Here is an 18,704-nt window from a genome sequence, read left to right on the forward strand (position 1 = left end):
AAGTGAAACTGACCGGATATCTCTCCGAGAAAAAATATCCTGAGTCATTCAGACTCGTCCGATATTACGACGAAGAGGATGACCGTGAGTTCACTTTCTTGACGAATGCAAAACAACTTTCTGCACTGGATGTCGCCAATCTTTATAAGAAAAGATGGTTAATCGAGCTGTTCTTCAAATGGCTCAAGCAGCATCTCAAGATAAAGAAATTCTGGGGCACAACAGAGAACGCTGTTCGCATACAAATCAGTGTGGCTATTATCACGTACTGTCTTGTGGCTATTGTCCAACATGATATGAAGTTGAAACGTTCAACCTATGAAGTTTTGCAAATTCTCAGTATATCATTGACTGACAAAACCCACTTGCGTGACCTGTTCGACAAGACTAATTTCAATGATGTCAAAGATCTAAATGATCCCCTGATTCCGGGGCTTTTTGATTAATTGTTTAACTCGTCCCATTTTAACGGGACACTAATGTACCAAAATAAAAAGTTTTTTTACAACAAGGCATGAATGAAACACCCATTCCATTGGTAAAATTAAGAAGAAAACCTACCTTTGTAAACTTCTTAACCAAATACACCCACAATGAGGATAGGATTTGACGCCAAACGAGCCGTACAGAACTTTACCGGATTAGGCAACTACAGCCGTTACCTGATTGAAATTCTTTATCGTTTCTATCCAGAAAACGAATACCTTCTTTATGCACCTCGTATCCGCTCGAATCCCCCATTCAACCGTTTACGCTCCGTATGTCCAGCCCTTCACTGTATTTCTCCCAAGGGAATATGGGAAAAATGTCGCTCAATTTGGCGGTCTATCGGCATCACCTACAATCTGGAGAAGGATCACGTGACTATCTATCATGGCCTGAGCAATGAACTTCCACTCAATATCCGGAAAGCGTCTCATACCAAAAGCGTAGTAACCATCCACGACTTGATTTTTCTACGCTATCCACAATGCTATCCATTTATTGACCGTCTTATTTATACCTATAAATTTCGTAAAGCATGTCAGGATGCAGATGCCATCATCGCCATCAGTCAATGTACCCGGCGAGATATTATCCAGTATTTCGGTATTGACGAACGTAAAATCCGGGTAATCTATCAAGGATGCGACGAATCATTTACGCACCCGGCAGAAGAAAGACTTAAAAAAGAAGCCAGAACAAAATACCATCTTCCTGCCAGATACATATTATGTGTAGGAAGCATAGAAGAAAGGAAAAACGCCTTACTGGCCGTAGAAGCCATGATCGGAGTTCCCGAAGACCTCCATCTCGTCCTCGTAGGAAAACGTACCCACTACACGAATCAAATTGATGCTTTCATATCCGCGCACCAACTAGAAAAACGTGTACATCTTCTTCATAATGTGACCTTCCAGTATCTTCCGGCAATCTACCAGCAAGCCGAAATATTTGTGTATCCTTCTCGATTTGAAGGTTTCGGAATTCCTATTATTGAGGCTCTTCACTCAGGTGTACCTGTTATTGCTGCTACAGGTTCTTGCTTGGAAGAAGCAGGCGGACCGGATTCTATATATGTCCATCCTGACGACAAAGAAGGAATGAAAGAAGCGATTAATACCCTGCTGAATCAACCTGAGAAAAAGCAATATTTAATCGAACAAGGGCTAAAATACGTTACCCGGTTTTCCGAAAAAAAACAGGCCGACGAACTGATAAGTTTATATTACTCACTCATAGAAGAAAAATAAATATGAAGATAGAAATTTCTCCGGATTATCAATACATGACAAAAGAACTCTTCGATATCCCACGTATGTTCGACGAGGAACAGGGAGAGATTGTCTATTCTGGCAGAAACTTAATATGCCGTTTTACCATTCAAGGAATACCGGTCATCGCTAAACGATTCAAGCGAGTTAATTTTTTCCAACAGATTGCTTACACATTCTTTCGGAGTACCAAGGCCGAAAGGGCTTTTCGCTATGCGAAAATCTTCAGGGAACGAGGTATTGAAACACCACATGAAATCGCATTTATAGAAATAAAGGAGCATGGCTTGTTCACTACCGGCTATTTCATTTGCACAGCTTGCCCAGACCCTCCAGCCTTCCCTTATCTGGTTCCAAAAGAAGATTATGACAAAGAACTTGCGAAAGACTTGATTACATTTATTATTTCCATGCATCAGAAAGGAATCATACATGGAGACTTGAATTTCGGCAATTTCTTATTTCGGAAATCAACATCCCAGACACATTATCAATTTCAGGTAATCGACATCAATCGCTCTGTTTTTTTTGACACTTGTCCACCCAAAGAAATATGCCTAAAAAATTTGAGTACGCTTACTCACCGAAGAGACTTATTCGAGTTCATGGTCCGGGAATATGCCCGACAAAGGGGATGGAGTGAGGAAGAAACCCTCGCACATACCACTCATTATCTAGAAAAGTTGGAACAAAAGCATCAACGAAAAGAGAAAATAAAACAATTATTAAAAAAATAAAAGCCTCATGATACCTAAAATCATTCATTTCTGCTGGTTAAGCGGAGATCCATATCCCAAAAAGATCAGACAATGCATAGACAGTTGGAAAAACGTCATGCCTGATTACAAAATAAAACTTTGGAACATGGAAACTTTCGATGTATCAACTGCACCAGTATATGTACAAGAAGCAATCAAAGCGCGCAAATGGGCCTTTGCCGCAGATTACATCCGAATGTATGCCCTCTATACAGAAGGAGGCATCTATCTTGACTCTGACGTAAAGATATTAAAAAGATTCGATGACTTTCTGCATTACTCTTTCTTCTCCAGCTTAGAATATCATCCTAGCCAAATTGAACGAGACGGAACTATGGCTTTTATCGATAAAGATGGAAAGAGAACAGCTGATGTCTATATCTCTGGAATCCAAATCCAAGCAGCAGTTATGGGAGCAGAAAAAGGCATACCATTCTTAAAAGATGTTTTAGACTGGTATCAGGACAAACATTTTATTAAAGAAGATGGCAGTTTAGCGATCGATGTATTATCTCCTTATATTTACGCCCGAGTAGCAGAAAATTATGGCTTTATCTACAAAGATCAGGATCAAGATCTTAACTGCAACATGAAAATATTTCGCTCAGAAATTTTCGCAGGGAATAAACATGAGGTCACTCCGGCCTCATATGCCATCCATTATTGTGCCCACAGCTGGAAAAAGAAATTAATTCATAAAATCCTACAAACAATTGGCCACTTATTTAGCAGAGGATAAAATCCTAACTACAAAAGTAAGGATAATATAAATCATTCTATAAATTATGATTCTTTTCATTGATCCTTTGCTCCCACTCTTCCTTCGTACGTTTCCAGCGATTGTGGCTCCAAAGCCAATAGGCTGGCTCCCGCTGGATCATTTTTTCCAACATACGTGCGTACATATCGGTCAACTCATAATCCGGATATTCTTTGGGGTGGAGCGTCATCAACCGAAAGGTAGCACGATAATATCCTCTTTTTACCCGCTCTACATCTACATAATAAAGCGCAGCATCTACCTGCTTCGCAATACGTTCGCAACCTATAAAGAAAGAAGTGTCATGATTCAAGAAGCGAGTCCAGTGATTCATATTCTCCCACTTTGGGAGCTGGTCAGAAATGAAACCAATCATCACTCTCTTATCCTGTTTTCTTAATGTCAGGATTCGGCGAAGCGTATCTTTCATCAAAATGGATTCTCCTCCAAACTGACCGCGCAAACGTAAAAAAAGCTCATCGAAAGCCTGATTGTAAATGCGATGATAAATCTGTCCCCCATGCATACCTGGAATCCAGGCGGTCAAAGAAGCAATGTATTCCCAATTACAATAATGCCCTAAATAAAGAAAACAAAATTTCTTATCATTTTTTTCTAACTCGGCTCGTACTTCATCTAAATTGGTAAATACCATGCGACGTTTCATCTCTTTTTGAGAGATGGAGAACATCTTTATCACTTCTACCACATAGTCACAGAAAAAATGATAGAACTTTCTTTCGATAGCTTTAATCTCCTTTAAGTCCTTATCTGGAAATGACTCTACCAGATTCTTACGGACAATTCTTCCTCTGTAACGAAAGCCATAATATAAAGGTATAAACAAAAGATCCGAGAAAAAATAAAGTACGCGCAATGGTAACAGTGAAAACAAGTACCACAAGACAAAAACCAGATAATATGCAAATTTCATTCCACCTCTTTTTTACAAAACACTGCAAAACTACAAAATTCCTGCTTTTTCAGAAGGTTTATCAGGTTAAACTTGCAGATTTACATTATCTTTGCCCATTATTTTTCAAACCCTCAACCAACATGATGAAAGAATTCTTTCAATTGATGCGGCGCTTTGTTTCACCGTACAAAAAGTTCTTAGGGTGGTCAATACTACTGAATGTATTGTCCGCAGTTTTCAATATATTCTCTTTCTCGCTACTGATTCCTATACTAAATATCCTGTTCAAAACCGGAGAGAACAGAAGTGTGTATCAATTAATGGAATGGGGCAGCGCTGATTTCAAAGATGTCGCTACCAACAATTTCTATTATTATACAACCCAGCTGATTGACAGCTTTGGGCCCGCTACCACCTTGCTTTTTCTCGGATTGTTCCTTGCCGGAATGACTTTACTAAAAACAGCTTGCTATTTTGGTTCCTCTGCCATCATGATTCCACTCCGGACCGGTGTGGTAAGAGACATCCGTATTTTAGTCTATAAAAAAGTGGTATCCCTTCCTCTAGGATTCTTCTCGGAAGAACGCAAAGGAGACATCATCGCCCGCATGAGTGGAGACGTGAACGAAGTGGAAACCTCCATTACCAGTTCATTAGACATGTTGCTGAAAAATCCTATTCTGATCATCTCTTATTTCGCCACTCTCATTGTTACCAGTTGGCAATTAACGTTGTTTACCATTCTGGTCCTGCCTACCATGGGATGGGTAATGGGGAAAGTAGGACGAGCCTTAAAACGTCAATCACTGGATGCACAGAACCGATGGAGTGATACCATGTCTCAATTGGAAGAGACATTAGGAGGGTTGCGTATCATCAAAGCCTTCATCGCAGAAAAGAAAATGACATCACGGTTTGAGAAATGCTGTAACGATTATCGTGATGCCGTAAATAAAGTCGCTATTCGCCAATCATCGGCGCATCCGATGAGTGAGTTTTTAGGAACAATACTGATTGTAGCCGTACTTTGGTTCGGTGGGTCTTTGATTCTGTCCAATCATTCTTCCATCAATGCATCTACTTTCATTTTTTATATGGTCATCCTGTACAGTGTGATTAATCCTTTGAAAGAATTTTCAAAGGCCAGCTACAACATACCTCGAGGACTGGCTTCCATGGAGCGCATCGACAAAATTTTAAAAGCCCAAAATACCATTCAAGACCCCATCCATCCGCAACCGCTGAATAAGGTCAAGGACAAGATTGAATTCAAAGATATTTCATTCAGTTATGACGGAAAGAAAGAAGTCTTAAAGCATATCAACCTGACCATTGAAAAAGGCAAGACTGTGGCTTTGGTCGGACAATCTGGTTCCGGAAAATCAACTCTCGTAGATTTATTACCGCGCTACCACGACGTGCAGCAAGGAGAAATTACCATCGACGGTACCAATATCAAGGATGTGGCCATTCATGATTTACGCAGTTTGATTGGGAACGTGAACCAAGAGGCTATTCTTTTCAACGATACGTTCTTTAATAACATCGCTTTTGGAGTAGAAGGGGCTACCATGGAACAGGTCATTGAAGCGGCCAAAATTGCCAATGCACACGATTTTATCATGGAAAAACCAGAAGGATACAACACAAACATCGGTGACCGGGGAAGCAAGCTTTCCGGTGGGCAACGCCAACGTATCAGTATCGCACGGGCTATCTTAAAGAACCCACCGATTCTGATTCTGGACGAAGCAACCTCCGCCCTTGATACTGAATCAGAACGTCTGGTACAAGAGGCGCTGGAAAGACTGATGAAAACACGTACAACCATCGCAATCGCACACCGTCTCTCTACCATCAAGAATGCAGACGAGATATGTGTACTCTATGAAGGAGAAATTGTAGAACGAGGAACCCACGATGAACTCATCCAAAAAAATGGGTATTACAAACGACTTCATGACATGCAGTCATTATAAGACATAAGTGGAGGGCCTTATAAAAGGCTCTCCACTTTCTGTATGATCTGACGAGGAGTAATCTGATTCAAACATGCATAGTCCCCTCTCAGGCAAGGTTTATTTCCAAAAATAGAACAAGGCCTACAAGGTAAGTTCACTTGTATGGCATTGGCTTCGCTTTGTCCCCATCCCATAAAACCGGCATAAGGATGGGTAGCTCCCCAAATAGACACCACGGGAATGCCTGTCAAGGAAGCCAGATGCATATTGCCGGAGTCCATGGCAATCATGACATCCAAATGACTCATCAAAGCCAATTCCTGCGACATCTTAAATTTCCCAGCCACAGAAATCACATGAAGATAAGTCTCTTCCCATTTACTCAACAAAGCGACTTCTTCCTTTCCACCTCCAAAAAGAAATAAAGTGACATTTTCTTTCTTTGAGAGTGCTTGTACAACCTGCTCCTGAAGAGCTATCGGATAAATCTTTCCTTTATGGGCCGCAAACGGAGCCAGCCCAATCCATCGGTCATTTTCACCTTTATATCCCACTTCTTGACGAAGGGAATCAATATTTCCTTTTCGCACTCCATAAAGAGAGTGGAAAGAAATCGGGAATGAAAAACCTAATTTTTGAAAGACACGTATGTAACGGGTAAAAGAGGTAGTCTGAGGCACCAATATCTTATGCTTCTGAGAAACCAGTTCCTTTCTTTTACTTCTCTCCTTGTCTATACAAGCTACTTTCACTCCACTTGTCTGAAAACACAAAGAAAGGAATCTGCTGCGCAACACTCCATGCAGATCGGCCACAAAATCAAAATGCTCACGGCGGAGAAGAAGGAACAAACGAAATAATCCTTTGACTCCTGCATATTCTTTCTTCACATCGACTCCTCTAAACGAAAGATTGGAAAGAGCATTTGCAAATAATGCAGCCATATGAGGCCGACTTAACACCACAATCTGATGTTGAGGGAAAGCTTGTGCAAAAGAATACAACACTGGGACTGTCATTGCTACATCCCCCAGTGCTGAAAAACGGATGACCAGAATCCTTGCCATAATTTCAAGGAAATGGATTATTTCTTACCATATAATACCGGATTCAAAGCCGGATCGTTGTACATCTTCATCTGTTTGTACACCTTCATGTATTTACGCCCCGCCTCAATGTCAGCAAGCAACTGGTCAATAGCCAACGATAAGTCTTTCTGCTGTTCCAGCAAGACTGCCAGTTTGGCTTCACACTGTTTGTGATGCGCTTCATCCGTATCTGTACGTTCGACTTCTTTACGCATATGATAAATTTTCAATGCCAGAATCGATAAACGGTCAATAGCCCATGCCGGACTTTCCGTATTAATGGTCGCATCTGCCAACGGCATCACATTCTTATACTTATCCAAGAAATAGCTGTCAATCAACTCTACTAAATCCGTACGGTCCTGATTCGACTTGTCGATTCTACGTTTTAGCACCAATGCTTCCGACGGATCAATATGCGGATCACGAATAATATCTTCAAAATGCCATTGTACAGTATCAATCCAGTTCTTCAGATATAAATAATATTCTATGCTTTTCACGGGATAAGGATTATGAATCGGAGCATCCACATTGTCCGTCTTATGATAATCATTGATAGCCTGTTCGAAAATAGGACGGCATAATTCTGTAAAAGTCATAACCACAAATTTAAAACGGTAAATAATAATGAAAAACAAAAATAATGATTGTTTCCTTAATAACCAACTGATAGACGTCCAAAATTATGGAATGAAAAGTCAAGGAAAATACTATCTTTGCAACTCTGCAAAATCAACACAAAAATGAAAGTAATTGTAGACAACAAGATACCTTATATAAAAGGTCTCATCGAAACACTGGCAGAGGACGTAGTATATCTCCCGGGAAAAGAATTCACTCCAGAGATAGTGAAAGACGCAGATGCATTACTCATCCGTACTCGTACGCTTTGCAACCGCCAGCTGCTGGAAGGCAGCAAAGTGCGCTTTATCGGTACAGCTACCATCGGCTATGACCACATTGACACAGACTATTGCCAGAAAGCCGGTATTACGTGGAGTAACTGCCCTGGATGCAATGCCGGAGCCGTAGAGCAATATATACATGCGGCTCTGTTGTTGCTGCAACAAGAAAAAGGAATATCACTCAAAGAATCTTGCCTGGGAATTATTGGTGTAGGACACGTGGGCGAACGTATCCATCAAATGGCAGAACGCATCGGCATAAAAGTACTGTTGAACGATCCTCCACGGGCCGATGCAGGCGAACAAGGATTCACTTCACTGGACACACTGGCTGAGCAATGCGACATCCTAACCTTCCACACCCCATTGATTCGGGAAGGAAAATACCAGACCTTTCACCTGGCCGACCGGACTTTTTTCCAAAAGCTGCAACGGAAACCTTATCTCCTCAACACCTCCCGTGGAGAAGTGGTAGAAACAGAAACCCTATTAGAAGCCCTCGACACGAGCACTGTGGCAGGAGCCGTGATTGACGTATGGGAAAATGAACCACACATCAACCAAGAGTTGCTCAATAAAGTGTTCATCGGTACACCCCACATTGCCGGCTATTCTGCCGACGGAAAAGCCAATGCCACTCGAATGGTACTGGAATCCTTCTGCCGTTTTTTCCATAAACCGATGAACTTCCATCTCACCCTACCGGAGATTTCCCGCCCCACTCTTTCCGGAGAGGAGGATTTCCAGTATCTCCAACAATACAATCCCCACATTGACTGTGAGAACTTACGAGCCCATCCGGAACGGTTCGAACAACTCCGCGGAGACTATCCCCTGCGAAGAGAATAAGGCACAAAAATACATGTTTTCGTGCACAGAATGTATAAAAATGTGCAAAGGAGATGCATTTATTTGTTAGAATACTTGCTTAAAAGCAGAAATATTTATTCCTTTGCAACGAAAAATCAATAAATTACATTATTTATAAACTTAAAAAATTAGAATTATGTCTGAAATCGCATCAAAAGTACAGAAAATTATCGTAGATAAATTGGGCGTAGAAGAATCAGAAGTTGTTCCAACTGCGAGCTTCACTAACGATCTGGGTGCTGACTCTTTGGATACAGTAGAATTGATTATGGAATTCGAAAAAGAATTCGGAATCTCTATTCCTGACGATCAGGCAGAAAAAATCCAGACTGTAGGCGACGCTATCTCTTACATCGAAGCTAACGCAAAATAATTTAATTCTACTTTTATGGAATTAAAAAGAGTAGTAGTAACAGGTCTTGGTGCGTTGACTCCTGTAGGTAATACGGTTCCAGAATTCTGGAACAATATCCTGAACGGCGTCAGCGGAGCAGGACCTATTACTCATTTTGATGCGTCGAAGTTCAAGACTCAATTCGCCTGCGAAGTGAAGAACTTCAACCCGGCTGACCATATTGACCGTAAAGAAGCCCGTAAAATGGACCTCTATACCCAATATGCCATAGTAGCTGCTAAAGAAGCTGTTACTGATGCGGGAATCGACGTAGAAAAAGAAGATTTGGACAAAGTCGGAGTAATTCTCGGCGTCGGAATCGGAGGTATTCATACTTTCGAAGAAGAAGTGGCTGGGTATGAAAAGACTAAAGATACAATCGGACCGAAATTCAATCCGTTCTTCATCCCGAAGATGATTGCAGACATCGCTGCCGGACAGATTTCCATTATGTATGGCTTCCATGGCCCTAACTTCACCACTACTTCTGCATGTGCTTCTTCTTCAAACGCTATAGCTGACGCATTCAACTATATCCGTCTGGGAAAAGCCAACATCATTGTAACGGGTGGAGCAGAAGCTGCCATCTTCCCTGCGGGAGTGGGTGGTTTCAATTCCATGCATGCCCTGTCTACTCGTAACGATGATCCAACTCATGCTTCACGTCCGTTCAGCGCAAGCCGTGACGGTTTTGTAATGGGTGAAGGTGCTGGATGTCTGATTTTGGAAGAGCTGGAACACGCAAAAGCCCGTGGCGCAAAGATTTATGCCGAGGTCGCTGGTACTGGTGCTTCTGCCGACGCTTATCATCTGACAGCTTCTCATCCTGAAGGTCTGGGTGCGAAACTGGTTATGAAAAACGCCTTGGAAGATGCCGGAATGAAACCGGAAGATATCGACTATATCAACGTACACGGAACTTCTACGCCGGTAGGTGATATTTCAGAAGTAAAAGCTATCAAAGACCTGTTCGGCGAACATGCTTATAAACTGAACATCAGTTCTACTAAATCTATGACAGGTCACCTTTTGGGAGCAACAGGTGGCGTAGAAGCTATTGCATGTGTACTGTCTGTGAAAAATGACATTGTCCCTCCGACAATCAACCACGAAGAAGGCGATAACGATGAAAACATCGATTATAACCTGAACTTCACTTTCAACAAGGCACAGCAGCGTACTGTACGTGCCGCATTGAGCAACACCTTCGGATTTGGCGGACACAATGCGTGTGTAATCGTTAAAAAATACACTGAATAAACTGTGTTTAGCAATATACTAGATAAGATAAGACTCCTTTTTCGTAAGGATAAGGAGTCTTATCTTTGTTTTTATAAGATGCTGGGATTCTATCCGCGGAACATTGAAATCTACCAGCAGGCTCTCTTGCACAAATCCTCTTCCGTAAAGGCCAAAGGACGACTGCTCAACAATGAAAGACTGGAGTTCTTGGGAGATGCCATCCTGGATGCAGTGGTAGCCGATATCGTGTACAAACGGTTCGAAGGAAAGCGAGAAGGATTCCTGACCAATACGCGCTCTAAAATCGTACAAAGAGAAACACTGAACCGGATTGCAGTACAAATCGGACTGGACAAGCTGATTAAATACACTACCCGACAATCATCACACAACAGCTATATGTGCGGCAATGCCTTTGAAGCACTCGTAGGAGCCATCTACCTGGACAGGGGATATGTCACCTGCAAGTTCTTCATGGAAGAACGCATTATCAAGCCTTATCTTAACTTGGACAAGCTGTCACGTAAGGAAGTCAACTTCAAATCGAAATTGATTGAATGGGGGCAGAAAAACCGGTTTCTCATCGAGTTCAGTCTTTTGGAACAAACAGTTGATGAAGACCTGAATCCGGTATTCGAGACACAGGTCATGGTAGAACAGGTTCCCGCAGGACAAGGAAAGGGATATTCCAAAAAGGAATCACAACAGGAAGCAGCCCATGAAACCTTGAACAAAATCAAGAACGATCCGCAGTTTATTGATACAATCTTTGCCGAAAAAGCAGCTCGTGAAAAGGCAACTGAAGAAGTCCAAAGTGCTTCTCCTGAAATGACACAGGAAACCAGTCAGAGTGATAATCTACCCTCTGCTGAAGAAACAGCCGAAGAGGTGAAAGTCGCTTCCTTGGAAGTCACCGAAGAAGCGACAGCCACAGAAGAGAAGTACGACGATGTGGAACGGATTATTGCAGAAGCAGAAGAAGCCGCTTTCCAGCTTACAGAAGAACCTGAAAAAGACACACAGGAAACACCTGCCACTACATAAGCGTTACATAGCGCTACAAGTGGCAGCAAATGCCTGATTACCTAAACAGTAAATCCTCAACTACCCCGAAGTAATAGTTGAGGATTTTTTGTATATTCAGTCTTAAAAGACTCTTTCTTCCCGACAGGCTCCTGCCTTATTTTTCCTTGACCACAGAAGTCAACGGATGCCGATTTCCCTTGATATCGGTCAGGAAGGCTTTCGCCGAACCAAAATTCAAATACATATCCAAACGTACCGGCAAATGATTACGATCGTCCGTCACGTAGAAGGTAATGACTTCCTTTTCCTTCTTTTCTTCGCCCACATATTCTACCAACGAGAATACCAGACAGCGGTAAGTTACTCCATTCTCTGCCTTATAATTCTCCTTGCGACGGTAAATCAAAGTCTGCTTTTCCACCTCTCTTCCGGTTGCCATGGAAAAAAGAATCTTTTGACCAGGCTTATAGTCGGTAGGATCATACGAACGTGCCTGCAAAAGGATACTCAACATATCGTAAACACAAACTGGCATCACGTCGTGACGTTTATCCGTATGCCCCCGCAATGTTCGTTGCTGGTCGACGATACATTTTCCGTTCTGATAACTGAACTTTACCTCGTCCACCGTATAGCGTTTCCCTTCTTCCGCTCCTTTTCTGAAATACAGCGGGACCAAATCTTTCGACGTAATGCAAGTCAGCGTATCACGCATCTTGAAGAAGAAATCAATCTTCTTGTTAGTGTATGACTGCAAATCTGTCTTTAGACACGGGATACCCTTGTATTTCATCTCATTGACCGTCATCTTTGCCCATCCGGCATTGATCCAGACAAACTTCCAGTTAAACTTCAGCTCATAAGAGAGCGTCTCCCCTGGCTTGATTGCATCATTTACAGCACCACATTGTGCATTGGCTGCCATTCCTCCCACCAGGAGGAAAAGGCAAAGAATCAGTTTCTTAATCATGTTTTTCCTAGTTTACGCGCCCGCTCTTTGTTGCGGTCCTTGATTTTTTTCGCCTCATCGGGCTTTTGTTTCTTTATCTCGTCCAACTTCTGTTTGTCGAGTGGTACAGCATGCACATCCCACGTTTCTTCAAACTCAAAGTTAGCTTTCATTTCCCACACTTTCGGAAAGTAGAACACTTCTTCCGGTTGCCGTTTTTCTTCGTAATTGCCGGTATCCCACACCCCGTTATTATTGTCGTCGTTGAACAAACGAATATAATACTTCGTACTGGGCTGAAGGAAATAAAAGTCACACGTATTCTTATCTGTCACCGGCTGCTGGCGAACCACCCCGTCACTACTATTCAGCAACTGCACGATGGCATGAGGTCCAGCACCGACAATATTCAGATACAATGTGCCATACTCCTCCAATGTTTTCACCTTTAATTCCTTTTCTACTTTATCTGTATAAAGCCCGTAAATGCCTTTAATGCCCAACGAATCTATTTTAAGTTGGTATTCTTGTCCAGGCTGCCAATCTGCTAAAATCTGATACTGACGAGGAACTATTGAATCTTTCATCAGAATAAATGGAATGGTATTCCACAAAGAATCCACCTTAACAGCCATATGAATGGCAGCCGTATCAATATGTTCTACAGGTTCATCAAACTTCAAGACAATATTCCGGTTCAAATCCAGACTGGAAGGAGCATCCACCGACATCGCAAAAAACTTAGGCTCTACCTTCAACGTATCTCCTTTTTTAGCTCGTTTTTTCCGTTCCTTCTCTTCTTTCTTCATCGCCTCTTCGGCCAAAGCCATACGCCGTTTCTTGTCAATCTTGTTCACCATACGCAACGTATCGGTTTTCGGAACCAACTGTCCCAAAGTATCCGTGGCCAAATAATCCATCTGGAAAGTCAATGTATCCCGTTCACACATCACCGTATCCTTAATCCAATAACGGATTGTATCGTTTCGAGGATTACTTTCAATGACAAACGCATTCTTCTCATCAAAATCCAGTCCCTTAATTGTAGGCAGCGTATCAGCCTTTGCACTAAAATACAGCGAAAAACGATTCAGTTGTTCCCGCTCGCTTTTCACCAAATACTGCATCGAATTCTCTTCCTTAAATGAACGCAGGACCAAATTGTCGGGCAGGAATCGTGTATAGTGTACCTCGTAAATCGTATCGTATGCCAGCGTATCGAGTTCGTTCCACACTGTATCCTGCCGCACTGCTTGACGCATATCAGGAATTACCAGCGAATCCTGAAAAGCAATCGCTTCTGTTTTTGAGTCAAACAGATAATTCTGGTTTCCATCCATCAAGGCATAGATACGGTATTTCCCCGGAGCCACTCCCCGGATGGTAAAATGTCCGCGGCTGTCAGTACGCGAAATACGGTCGAACGGCAATTTTACGAACGCACTGTCCTCTAAGTTCTGATGAAGTCCCACCTGAATCCCTTTCACCGGCTCCAGATTTTCTGCGTTCAGTATTGTTCCTGAGACCTCCATCGTGTCAATATGTGCCCCCGTGGAAAACGCATAGGCAAAATTTCCTAAAGGATTATCTTCGTTGTTGTCAACAATAGCATCTCCAAAGTCCACGGTATAGGTAGTATTTTCCCGAAGCGTATCAAAAAATTCCACCAATACCCTATGTCCGCTCACTTTCACTTCAGGAGCCTCCTTTTGAGGGGGAGAAATAATCACTTTCTCCGACGGATTGTCCAACTTAATGTATTCGTCGAATTCAATGGAGATTTTCTTTCGCTTGTTGTTCGTCGCATTGGGTTCCGGATTCGCACGCACAAACTTAGGTGGTGTTTCGTCATACGGCCCCCCATCGGGCATACCCGTACTCGCACAGGCATAGAACCCGATAATAACGAGCAAAAAAGCTACATATTTAGGAATAGGTCTCATCTGTAATTGTCTGTCGTCTAGTTATTCAGTTTCAACATTTCTTCAATATAATCACGACCGTTGCTCAGACGAGGTATTTTGTGCTGTCCGCCCAGCTTACCTTTCTGCTTCAACCAGTCGTGGAACAGTCCCTCACGGGCCACAATCACTTCCAACCGCTGCAAAGTAATGTCCTTATGCCGTTTGGCTTCATAGTCCGAATTAATCTCCTGTAAAGCAGTATCGAGCACCTGTGTGAACTTTTCCAGCGAATCGGGCATCACGCTGAACTCAATCAACCACTGGTGACGGCACTTGGCATTGGCATCCATAAACACTGGTGCCGCCGTATATTCCAACACCTGGGCCCCCGTTTCCTTGCAGGCACGCTCCAATCCTTTTTCGGCATTGTCCACCATCAGTTCCTCGCCAAAGGCATTAATAAAATGCTTTGTACGACCGGAAATAATGAACTTATAAGGATCTTTCTGTGTAAACTTCACCGTATCGCCAATAATATAACGCCACAAGCCGCACGAGGTAGTAATAACCATCGCATAGTTGCGTCCGACTTCTACCCCCCACAAGGGTACGATAGTCGGATTCGGTTTATCAATATCTTCCAACGGAATAAATTCATAGAACACGTCGTAATCAATCATCAGCAGCATGGCCGGGTCGTGCAAATCACTTTGCAAACCAAAGAAACCTTCACTGGCATTATACGTCTCCATATAATGCATCTTATCAGAAGGAATCAATTCTTTATACTGCTCACGATAAGGCGTAAAGCATACTCCCCCATGAAAAAATACCTCCAGATTCGGCCACACCTCATTGAGATGCTTGGCTCCAGTCTTCTCCAGAATGCGATGTATCACAGCCAGCATCCACGAAGGCACACCCGAAAGATTCGTCACATTCTGATGAATAGTCGTTTCGGCAATACGTTCCACCTTCTCCTCGAACTCACTCAACAAGGCAATCTCTTTTTTCGGTACCCGAATCAGATTGACCAACGGATTGATATTTTGAATCAAAATAGCAGAGAGATCCCCCACCAGACTGTCTTTCACATTGTAATTCGGACTATGGCTTCCACCTAAAATCAAGCCTTTCCCCGAGAAGAAACGGCTTTCCGGATTCTCCCGCAGATAAAGCGCCACTGCATCTGTACCTCCTCGGTAATGAATTCCTTTCAGGCCCTCCGGACTGACAGGAATGAATTTACTTTTGTCATTGGTAGTGCCAGAAGATTTGGCATACCAAATAACCTTCCCCGGCCACAACACATCCTTTTCCCCATGACGCATGCGGTCTACATACCCTTTTACATCTTCATATGTCTGTATCGGCACATGTTGAAAATCGGTATAGTTCCGGATTTGGCTGAAATCATATTTTGTGCCCCATTCTGTAGAAGCTGCTTTCTGTATCAGTTTTCGGAATACATGGTTCTGAATTTCTTCAGCCTTTGTCCCATATAGGTCAATTTCCCTTTGTCTGGGAGCAAATATCTTTCCTATTAACTTCGTTGAATTCATTCGTTTTTAAATTTCAAATCCTTATATGTGAGATATGCAAAGGTAGATTTTTTCTGCCTAAATCAACAGGCAGGAACATTATTTTTTCCACCTCTACGACAAATATACAGTTTTTTCTTACCTTTACCACACAATCTATTAATACAACAAAACATGAAGATAGGAATCTTGACTTCAGGTGGTGACTGTCCCGGCATAAACGCTACAATCCGAGGAGTTTGCAAGACAGCCATCAATCATTACGGAATGGAAGTGTACGGAATTCACAGTGGATTCCGAGGATTGCTGGACAATGACATCATTCCCATGGATGAAAGTTCACTTACAGGTCTTCTGAACATGGGTGGAACTATTCTCGGCACTTCGCGTGAAAAACCTTTCAAGAAAAAAGGTACTGCCGTCTCGGAAGACAAGCCTGCCATCCTACTACAGACTATCCACGACCGACAGCTGGATTGTATTGTGTGTATCGGAGGAAACGGAACACAAAAAACAGCGGCCAAACTGGCTGAAGCAGGAGTTCACGTAGTCAGTATTCCTAAAACAATCGATAACGACGTATGGGGAACCGATGTTTCATTCGGTTTTGATTCGGCTGTTTCTATCGCTACTGATGCCATCGACCGTCTGCATTCCACAGCCAGTGCCCACCAGCGAGTGATGGTCATTGAAGTGATGGGACACAAAGCCGGATGGATTGCCCTGTATTCAGGAATGGCTGGAGGAGGTGATATTATTCTGCTTCCGGAAATTCCGTTCGACATCCACCGCATCGGCGATGCCATCATCGGACGTCTCAAGAAAGGAAAGCCTTACTCTATCGTCGTAGTGGCAGAAGGTATTCCTACCTTGGGAGGAAAAAAAGCCGCACAATACATTGCCGAAGAAATTGAATATGAAACTGGCTTTGAAACACGCGAAACGGTGTTAGGCTACATCCAACGAGGAGGAAGTCCTACAGCTTACGACCGTAACCTCGCCACTCGCATGGGAGGACATGCTACCGAGCTAATCGCACAAGGCCTATTCGGACGAATGGTCGCCCTGAAAGGAGACACCATCGATTCTGTGCCACTCAGTGAAGTAGATGGGAAACTGAAATTAGTGACAGAAGACCATGATTTGGTCGTACAAGGCCGCCGTATGGGAATCTGTTTCGGATAAATAAAGAAGTGTACTAAATAGGTTGATGCCAACCATTTAGTACACTTTATTCAACTTACTCGACAATCAATTTTAGATGAGTGTCCCCCGTCTTTGCTTTTAACCATTTCACAATCTTCTCCTTGCTTTTCAAGTCAGGCACTTTACGACAATCAATAATCGCAAAAGTCAACGTATCCACTCTCGAACTATCCACCGACAAACGCAAGCTTTTGGATACAGACAAGGATTTAATTTCCGGGAACAATACCTTGAGTTCTTGTCCCAACTGTTTTCCCAGCCAGTCTGAACCAGAAAAATCAGCCAATTGTTTGTGCAGGGTATCAATTTCAGCCTCCTGCTCCTTCAAGCGTTTCTCACTGTTCCGGTAGAAATCTTCCATCACCATCGACTTGATGTTGCTGATGTCTACGGCATTGCCATCTCCCATCCCTTGGAATACTACCAGCTTGGTTTTCGCCAGATTGTAATCTGGCAGGCGGTGCTGTGCGGCAGCTATTTGTTCCTTAGACACCTCCTTGCCCACCAATACTACCTTTATTTCCCGTTTGTCATAGGAAATTTCACGACTCAACACCTGAGAATCGGGAAACTGCAGTTCCTCTGCAATAAAATGACTGGCAGACGTCTGATAGAAGGTTTCTCGCACAATGTTATAGGTAAGATACACGGCCGGACACATGGTACCAATGGTAATCCAGATAATGTAGCGCTTCACCAGCTTCTCGCGGGCCTTGTCGACAAACTGCTTGCGCTGAAAGTGCATCACTCGCACCCCGATGTAAGTGGCCAGACTGATAAATACAGAATTGATGAAATACAGATAAAAGGCACCTAAGAAATACAACAGATTACCCGTAGCCAGTCCGAAACCGGCCGTACACAAAGGCGGCATCAAGGCCGTAGCAATAGCTACACCCGGTATTACATTTCCTTTCTCTTTGGTAGCCAACGCCACAATACCGGCCAACCCGCCGACCAAGGCAATAAACACATCGTAGATGGTGGGTGACGTACGAGCCAACAATTCCGACTGCACCTCATCCAGCGGAGTAAAGGCAAAATAAATCGTGGCGGTCGTCACGCTGAACAACGTAGCCACCAGATAGCTTTTCAAGGAACGTTTCATCAGCTCGAAATCATTCAAACCGATGGAGAGACCCACTCCCATGATCGGTCCCATCAACGGAGAAATCAGCATGGCACCGATAATCACCGCCGTAGAATTGACGTTCAAGCCCAACGACGCAATGAAAGTCGCAAAAATCAAGACCCATAAGTTGGTCCCTTTAAATTCCACCCCGTTGCGGATAGTTTCCACCGTCAGTTGCTCGTCTTCCTTGCTCCGGTTCAAATCCAGATATTCATTGAAAAATTTACGAAGCAGAAATTTTCGTTTGTTTCTCAGTTCCATAAAAGCCCGATTAGATTACATGGTAAATAACATC

At 43.0% G+C, this 18,704-nt stretch carries 17 protein-coding genes; 10 read left to right on the plus strand and 7 right to left on the minus strand.

What is annotated here, in order from left to right:
* The 4 genes from H6A28_RS03850 to H6A28_RS03865 all read left to right on the plus strand — a co-directional run.
* Positions 1 to 446 (plus strand): transposase (locus tag H6A28_RS03850; protein WP_204478927.1); only part of this gene is annotated, 446 nt, incomplete at its 5' end.
* Positions 447 to 593: 147 nt separating this feature from the next.
* Positions 594 to 1,733 (plus strand): glycosyltransferase family 4 protein, encoded by a 1,140-nt coding sequence (locus H6A28_RS03855; protein ID WP_204475579.1) that lies wholly within the window; start codon positions 594 to 596, stop codon positions 1,731 to 1,733.
* Between the two features lie 2 nt (positions 1,734 to 1,735).
* Positions 1,736 to 2,491 carry a lipopolysaccharide kinase InaA family protein gene (locus tag H6A28_RS03860; protein ID WP_204478928.1) on the plus strand — a complete coding sequence of 252 codons (756 nt, stop codon included), beginning with the start codon at positions 1,736 to 1,738 and terminating at the stop codon, positions 2,489 to 2,491.
* A 7-nt stretch (positions 2,492 to 2,498) separates the two neighbouring features.
* Positions 2,499 to 3,251, plus strand: a complete 753-nt coding sequence (locus H6A28_RS03865; RefSeq protein ID WP_204475581.1) for a glycosyltransferase family 32 protein — start codon at positions 2,499 to 2,501, stop codon at positions 3,249 to 3,251.
* Positions 3,252 to 3,288: 37 nt separating this feature from the next.
* On the opposite strand, the gene H6A28_RS03870 is transcribed toward H6A28_RS03865, so the two are convergent.
* Positions 3,289 to 4,206 (minus strand): lysophospholipid acyltransferase family protein, encoded by a 918-nt coding sequence (locus H6A28_RS03870; RefSeq protein WP_204478930.1) that lies wholly within the window; start codon positions 4,204 to 4,206, stop codon positions 3,289 to 3,291.
* A gap of 125 nt (positions 4,207 to 4,331) precedes the next feature.
* On the opposite strand from H6A28_RS03870, the gene H6A28_RS03875 reads away from it, so the two are divergent.
* On the plus strand, positions 4,332 to 6,167 hold the full coding sequence (locus tag H6A28_RS03875; RefSeq protein WP_204475613.1) for an ABC transporter ATP-binding protein: 1,836 nt from the start codon (positions 4,332 to 4,334) through the stop codon (positions 6,165 to 6,167).
* A 17-nt stretch (positions 6,168 to 6,184) separates the two neighbouring features.
* On the opposite strand, the gene H6A28_RS03880 is transcribed toward H6A28_RS03875, so the two are convergent.
* Both H6A28_RS03880 and H6A28_RS03885 read right to left on the minus strand, forming a co-directional pair.
* Complete coding sequence (locus H6A28_RS03880) at positions 6,185 to 7,216, minus strand: glycosyltransferase family 9 protein (protein ID WP_204478931.1); 1,032 nt, start codon at positions 7,214 to 7,216, stop codon at positions 6,185 to 6,187.
* Between the two features lie 17 nt (positions 7,217 to 7,233).
* Positions 7,234 to 7,839, minus strand: coding sequence for a DUF4254 domain-containing protein (locus H6A28_RS03885; RefSeq protein ID WP_204475584.1), 606 nt, complete (start codon positions 7,837 to 7,839; stop codon positions 7,234 to 7,236).
* Between the two features lie 144 nt (positions 7,840 to 7,983).
* Between H6A28_RS03885 and pdxB the strand changes: the two genes are divergently transcribed.
* The 4 genes from pdxB (at position 7,984) to rnc (ending at position 11,695) form a co-directional block, all read left to right on the plus strand.
* Positions 7,984 to 8,994: a 4-phosphoerythronate dehydrogenase PdxB gene (pdxB, locus tag H6A28_RS03890; RefSeq protein ID WP_204475585.1), complete on the plus strand. Its 1,011-nt coding sequence runs from the start codon at positions 7,984 to 7,986 to the stop codon at positions 8,992 to 8,994.
* A 157-nt stretch (positions 8,995 to 9,151) separates the two neighbouring features.
* Positions 9,152 to 9,388, plus strand: coding sequence for an acyl carrier protein (locus tag H6A28_RS03895; protein WP_022353800.1), 237 nt, complete (start codon positions 9,152 to 9,154; stop codon positions 9,386 to 9,388).
* A 15-nt stretch (positions 9,389 to 9,403) separates the two neighbouring features.
* Positions 9,404 to 10,669, plus strand: coding sequence for a beta-ketoacyl-ACP synthase II (gene fabF, locus H6A28_RS03900; protein ID WP_204475586.1), 1,266 nt, complete (start codon positions 9,404 to 9,406; stop codon positions 10,667 to 10,669).
* 3 nt (positions 10,670 to 10,672) lie between these two features.
* On the plus strand, positions 10,673 to 11,695 hold the full coding sequence (gene rnc, locus H6A28_RS03905; protein ID WP_204478933.1) for a ribonuclease III: 1,023 nt from the start codon (positions 10,673 to 10,675) through the stop codon (positions 11,693 to 11,695).
* A gap of 136 nt (positions 11,696 to 11,831) precedes the next feature.
* On the opposite strand, the gene H6A28_RS03910 is transcribed toward rnc, so the two are convergent.
* The 3 genes from H6A28_RS03910 to H6A28_RS03920 are packed head-to-tail and all read right to left on the minus strand — an operon-like array spanning position 11,832 to position 16,092.
* Positions 11,832 to 12,647 (minus strand): DUF3108 domain-containing protein, encoded by an 816-nt coding sequence (locus H6A28_RS03910; protein WP_204478935.1) that lies wholly within the window; start codon positions 12,645 to 12,647, stop codon positions 11,832 to 11,834.
* Entirely contained in the window at positions 12,644 to 14,569 is a 1,926-nt protein-coding gene (locus H6A28_RS03915) for an Ig-like domain-containing domain (RefSeq protein ID WP_204475589.1), read from the minus strand. Before H6A28_RS03915 ends, H6A28_RS03910 begins: the two co-directional genes overlap by 4 nt.
* Positions 14,570 to 14,586: 17 nt before the next feature.
* Positions 14,587 to 16,092 carry a GH3 auxin-responsive promoter family protein gene (locus tag H6A28_RS03920; RefSeq protein ID WP_204478937.1) on the minus strand — a complete coding sequence of 502 codons (1,506 nt, stop codon included), beginning with the start codon at positions 16,090 to 16,092 and terminating at the stop codon, positions 14,587 to 14,589.
* 153 nt (positions 16,093 to 16,245) lie between these two features.
* Between H6A28_RS03920 and H6A28_RS03925 the strand changes: the two genes are divergently transcribed.
* Entirely contained in the window at positions 16,246 to 17,256 is a 1,011-nt protein-coding gene (locus tag H6A28_RS03925; protein ID WP_204478939.1) for an ATP-dependent 6-phosphofructokinase, read from the plus strand.
* 55 nt (positions 17,257 to 17,311) lie between these two features.
* Here the strand turns inward: H6A28_RS03925 and H6A28_RS03930 are convergent, their stop codons facing one another.
* On the minus strand, positions 17,312 to 18,670 hold the full coding sequence (locus H6A28_RS03930; protein WP_204475592.1) for a TIGR00341 family protein: 1,359 nt from the start codon (positions 18,668 to 18,670) through the stop codon (positions 17,312 to 17,314).
* Positions 18,671 to 18,704 lie beyond the last annotated feature (34 nt).

It is taken from the genome of Bacteroides mediterraneensis (genome assembly GCF_016900355.1).
GTDB lineage: Bacteria > Bacteroidota > Bacteroidia > Bacteroidales > Bacteroidaceae > Phocaeicola.

Bases quoted from the DNA above. Each gene is read 5' to 3' on its own strand.
- H6A28_RS03930 (WP_204475592.1), bottom strand. From the start codon at position 18,670: ATGGAACTGAGAAACAAACGAAAATTTCTGCTTCGTAAATTTTTCAAT.
- H6A28_RS03915 (WP_204475589.1), bottom strand. From the start codon at position 14,569: ATGAGACCTATTCCTAAATATGTAGCTTTTTTGCTCGTTATTATCGGG.
- H6A28_RS03895 (WP_022353800.1), top strand. From the start codon at position 9,152: ATGTCTGAAATCGCATCAAAAGTACAGAAAATTATCGTAGATAAATTG.
- H6A28_RS03870 (WP_204478930.1), bottom strand. From the start codon at position 4,206: ATGAAATTTGCATATTATCTGGTTTTTGTCTTGTGGTACTTGTTTTCA.
- fabF (WP_204475586.1), top strand. From the start codon at position 9,404: ATGGAATTAAAAAGAGTAGTAGTAACAGGTCTTGGTGCGTTGACTCCT.
- H6A28_RS03865 (WP_204475581.1), top strand. From the start codon at position 2,499: ATGATACCTAAAATCATTCATTTCTGCTGGTTAAGCGGAGATCCATAT.
- H6A28_RS03885 (WP_204475584.1), bottom strand. From the start codon at position 7,839: ATGACTTTTACAGAATTATGCCGTCCTATTTTCGAACAGGCTATCAAT.
- pdxB (WP_204475585.1), top strand. From the start codon at position 7,984: ATGAAAGTAATTGTAGACAACAAGATACCTTATATAAAAGGTCTCATC.
- H6A28_RS03875 (WP_204475613.1), top strand. From the start codon at position 4,332: ATGAAAGAATTCTTTCAATTGATGCGGCGCTTTGTTTCACCGTACAAA.
- H6A28_RS03920 (WP_204478937.1), bottom strand. From the start codon at position 16,092: ATGAATTCAACGAAGTTAATAGGAAAGATATTTGCTCCCAGACAAAGG.
- H6A28_RS03860 (WP_204478928.1), top strand. From the start codon at position 1,736: ATGAAGATAGAAATTTCTCCGGATTATCAATACATGACAAAAGAACTC.
- H6A28_RS03880 (WP_204478931.1), bottom strand. From the start codon at position 7,216: ATGGCAAGGATTCTGGTCATCCGTTTTTCAGCACTGGGGGATGTAGCA.
- H6A28_RS03855 (WP_204475579.1), top strand. From the start codon at position 594: ATGAGGATAGGATTTGACGCCAAACGAGCCGTACAGAACTTTACCGGA.
- H6A28_RS03910 (WP_204478935.1), bottom strand. From the start codon at position 12,647: ATGATTAAGAAACTGATTCTTTGCCTTTTCCTCCTGGTGGGAGGAATG.
- H6A28_RS03925 (WP_204478939.1), top strand. From the start codon at position 16,246: ATGAAGATAGGAATCTTGACTTCAGGTGGTGACTGTCCCGGCATAAAC.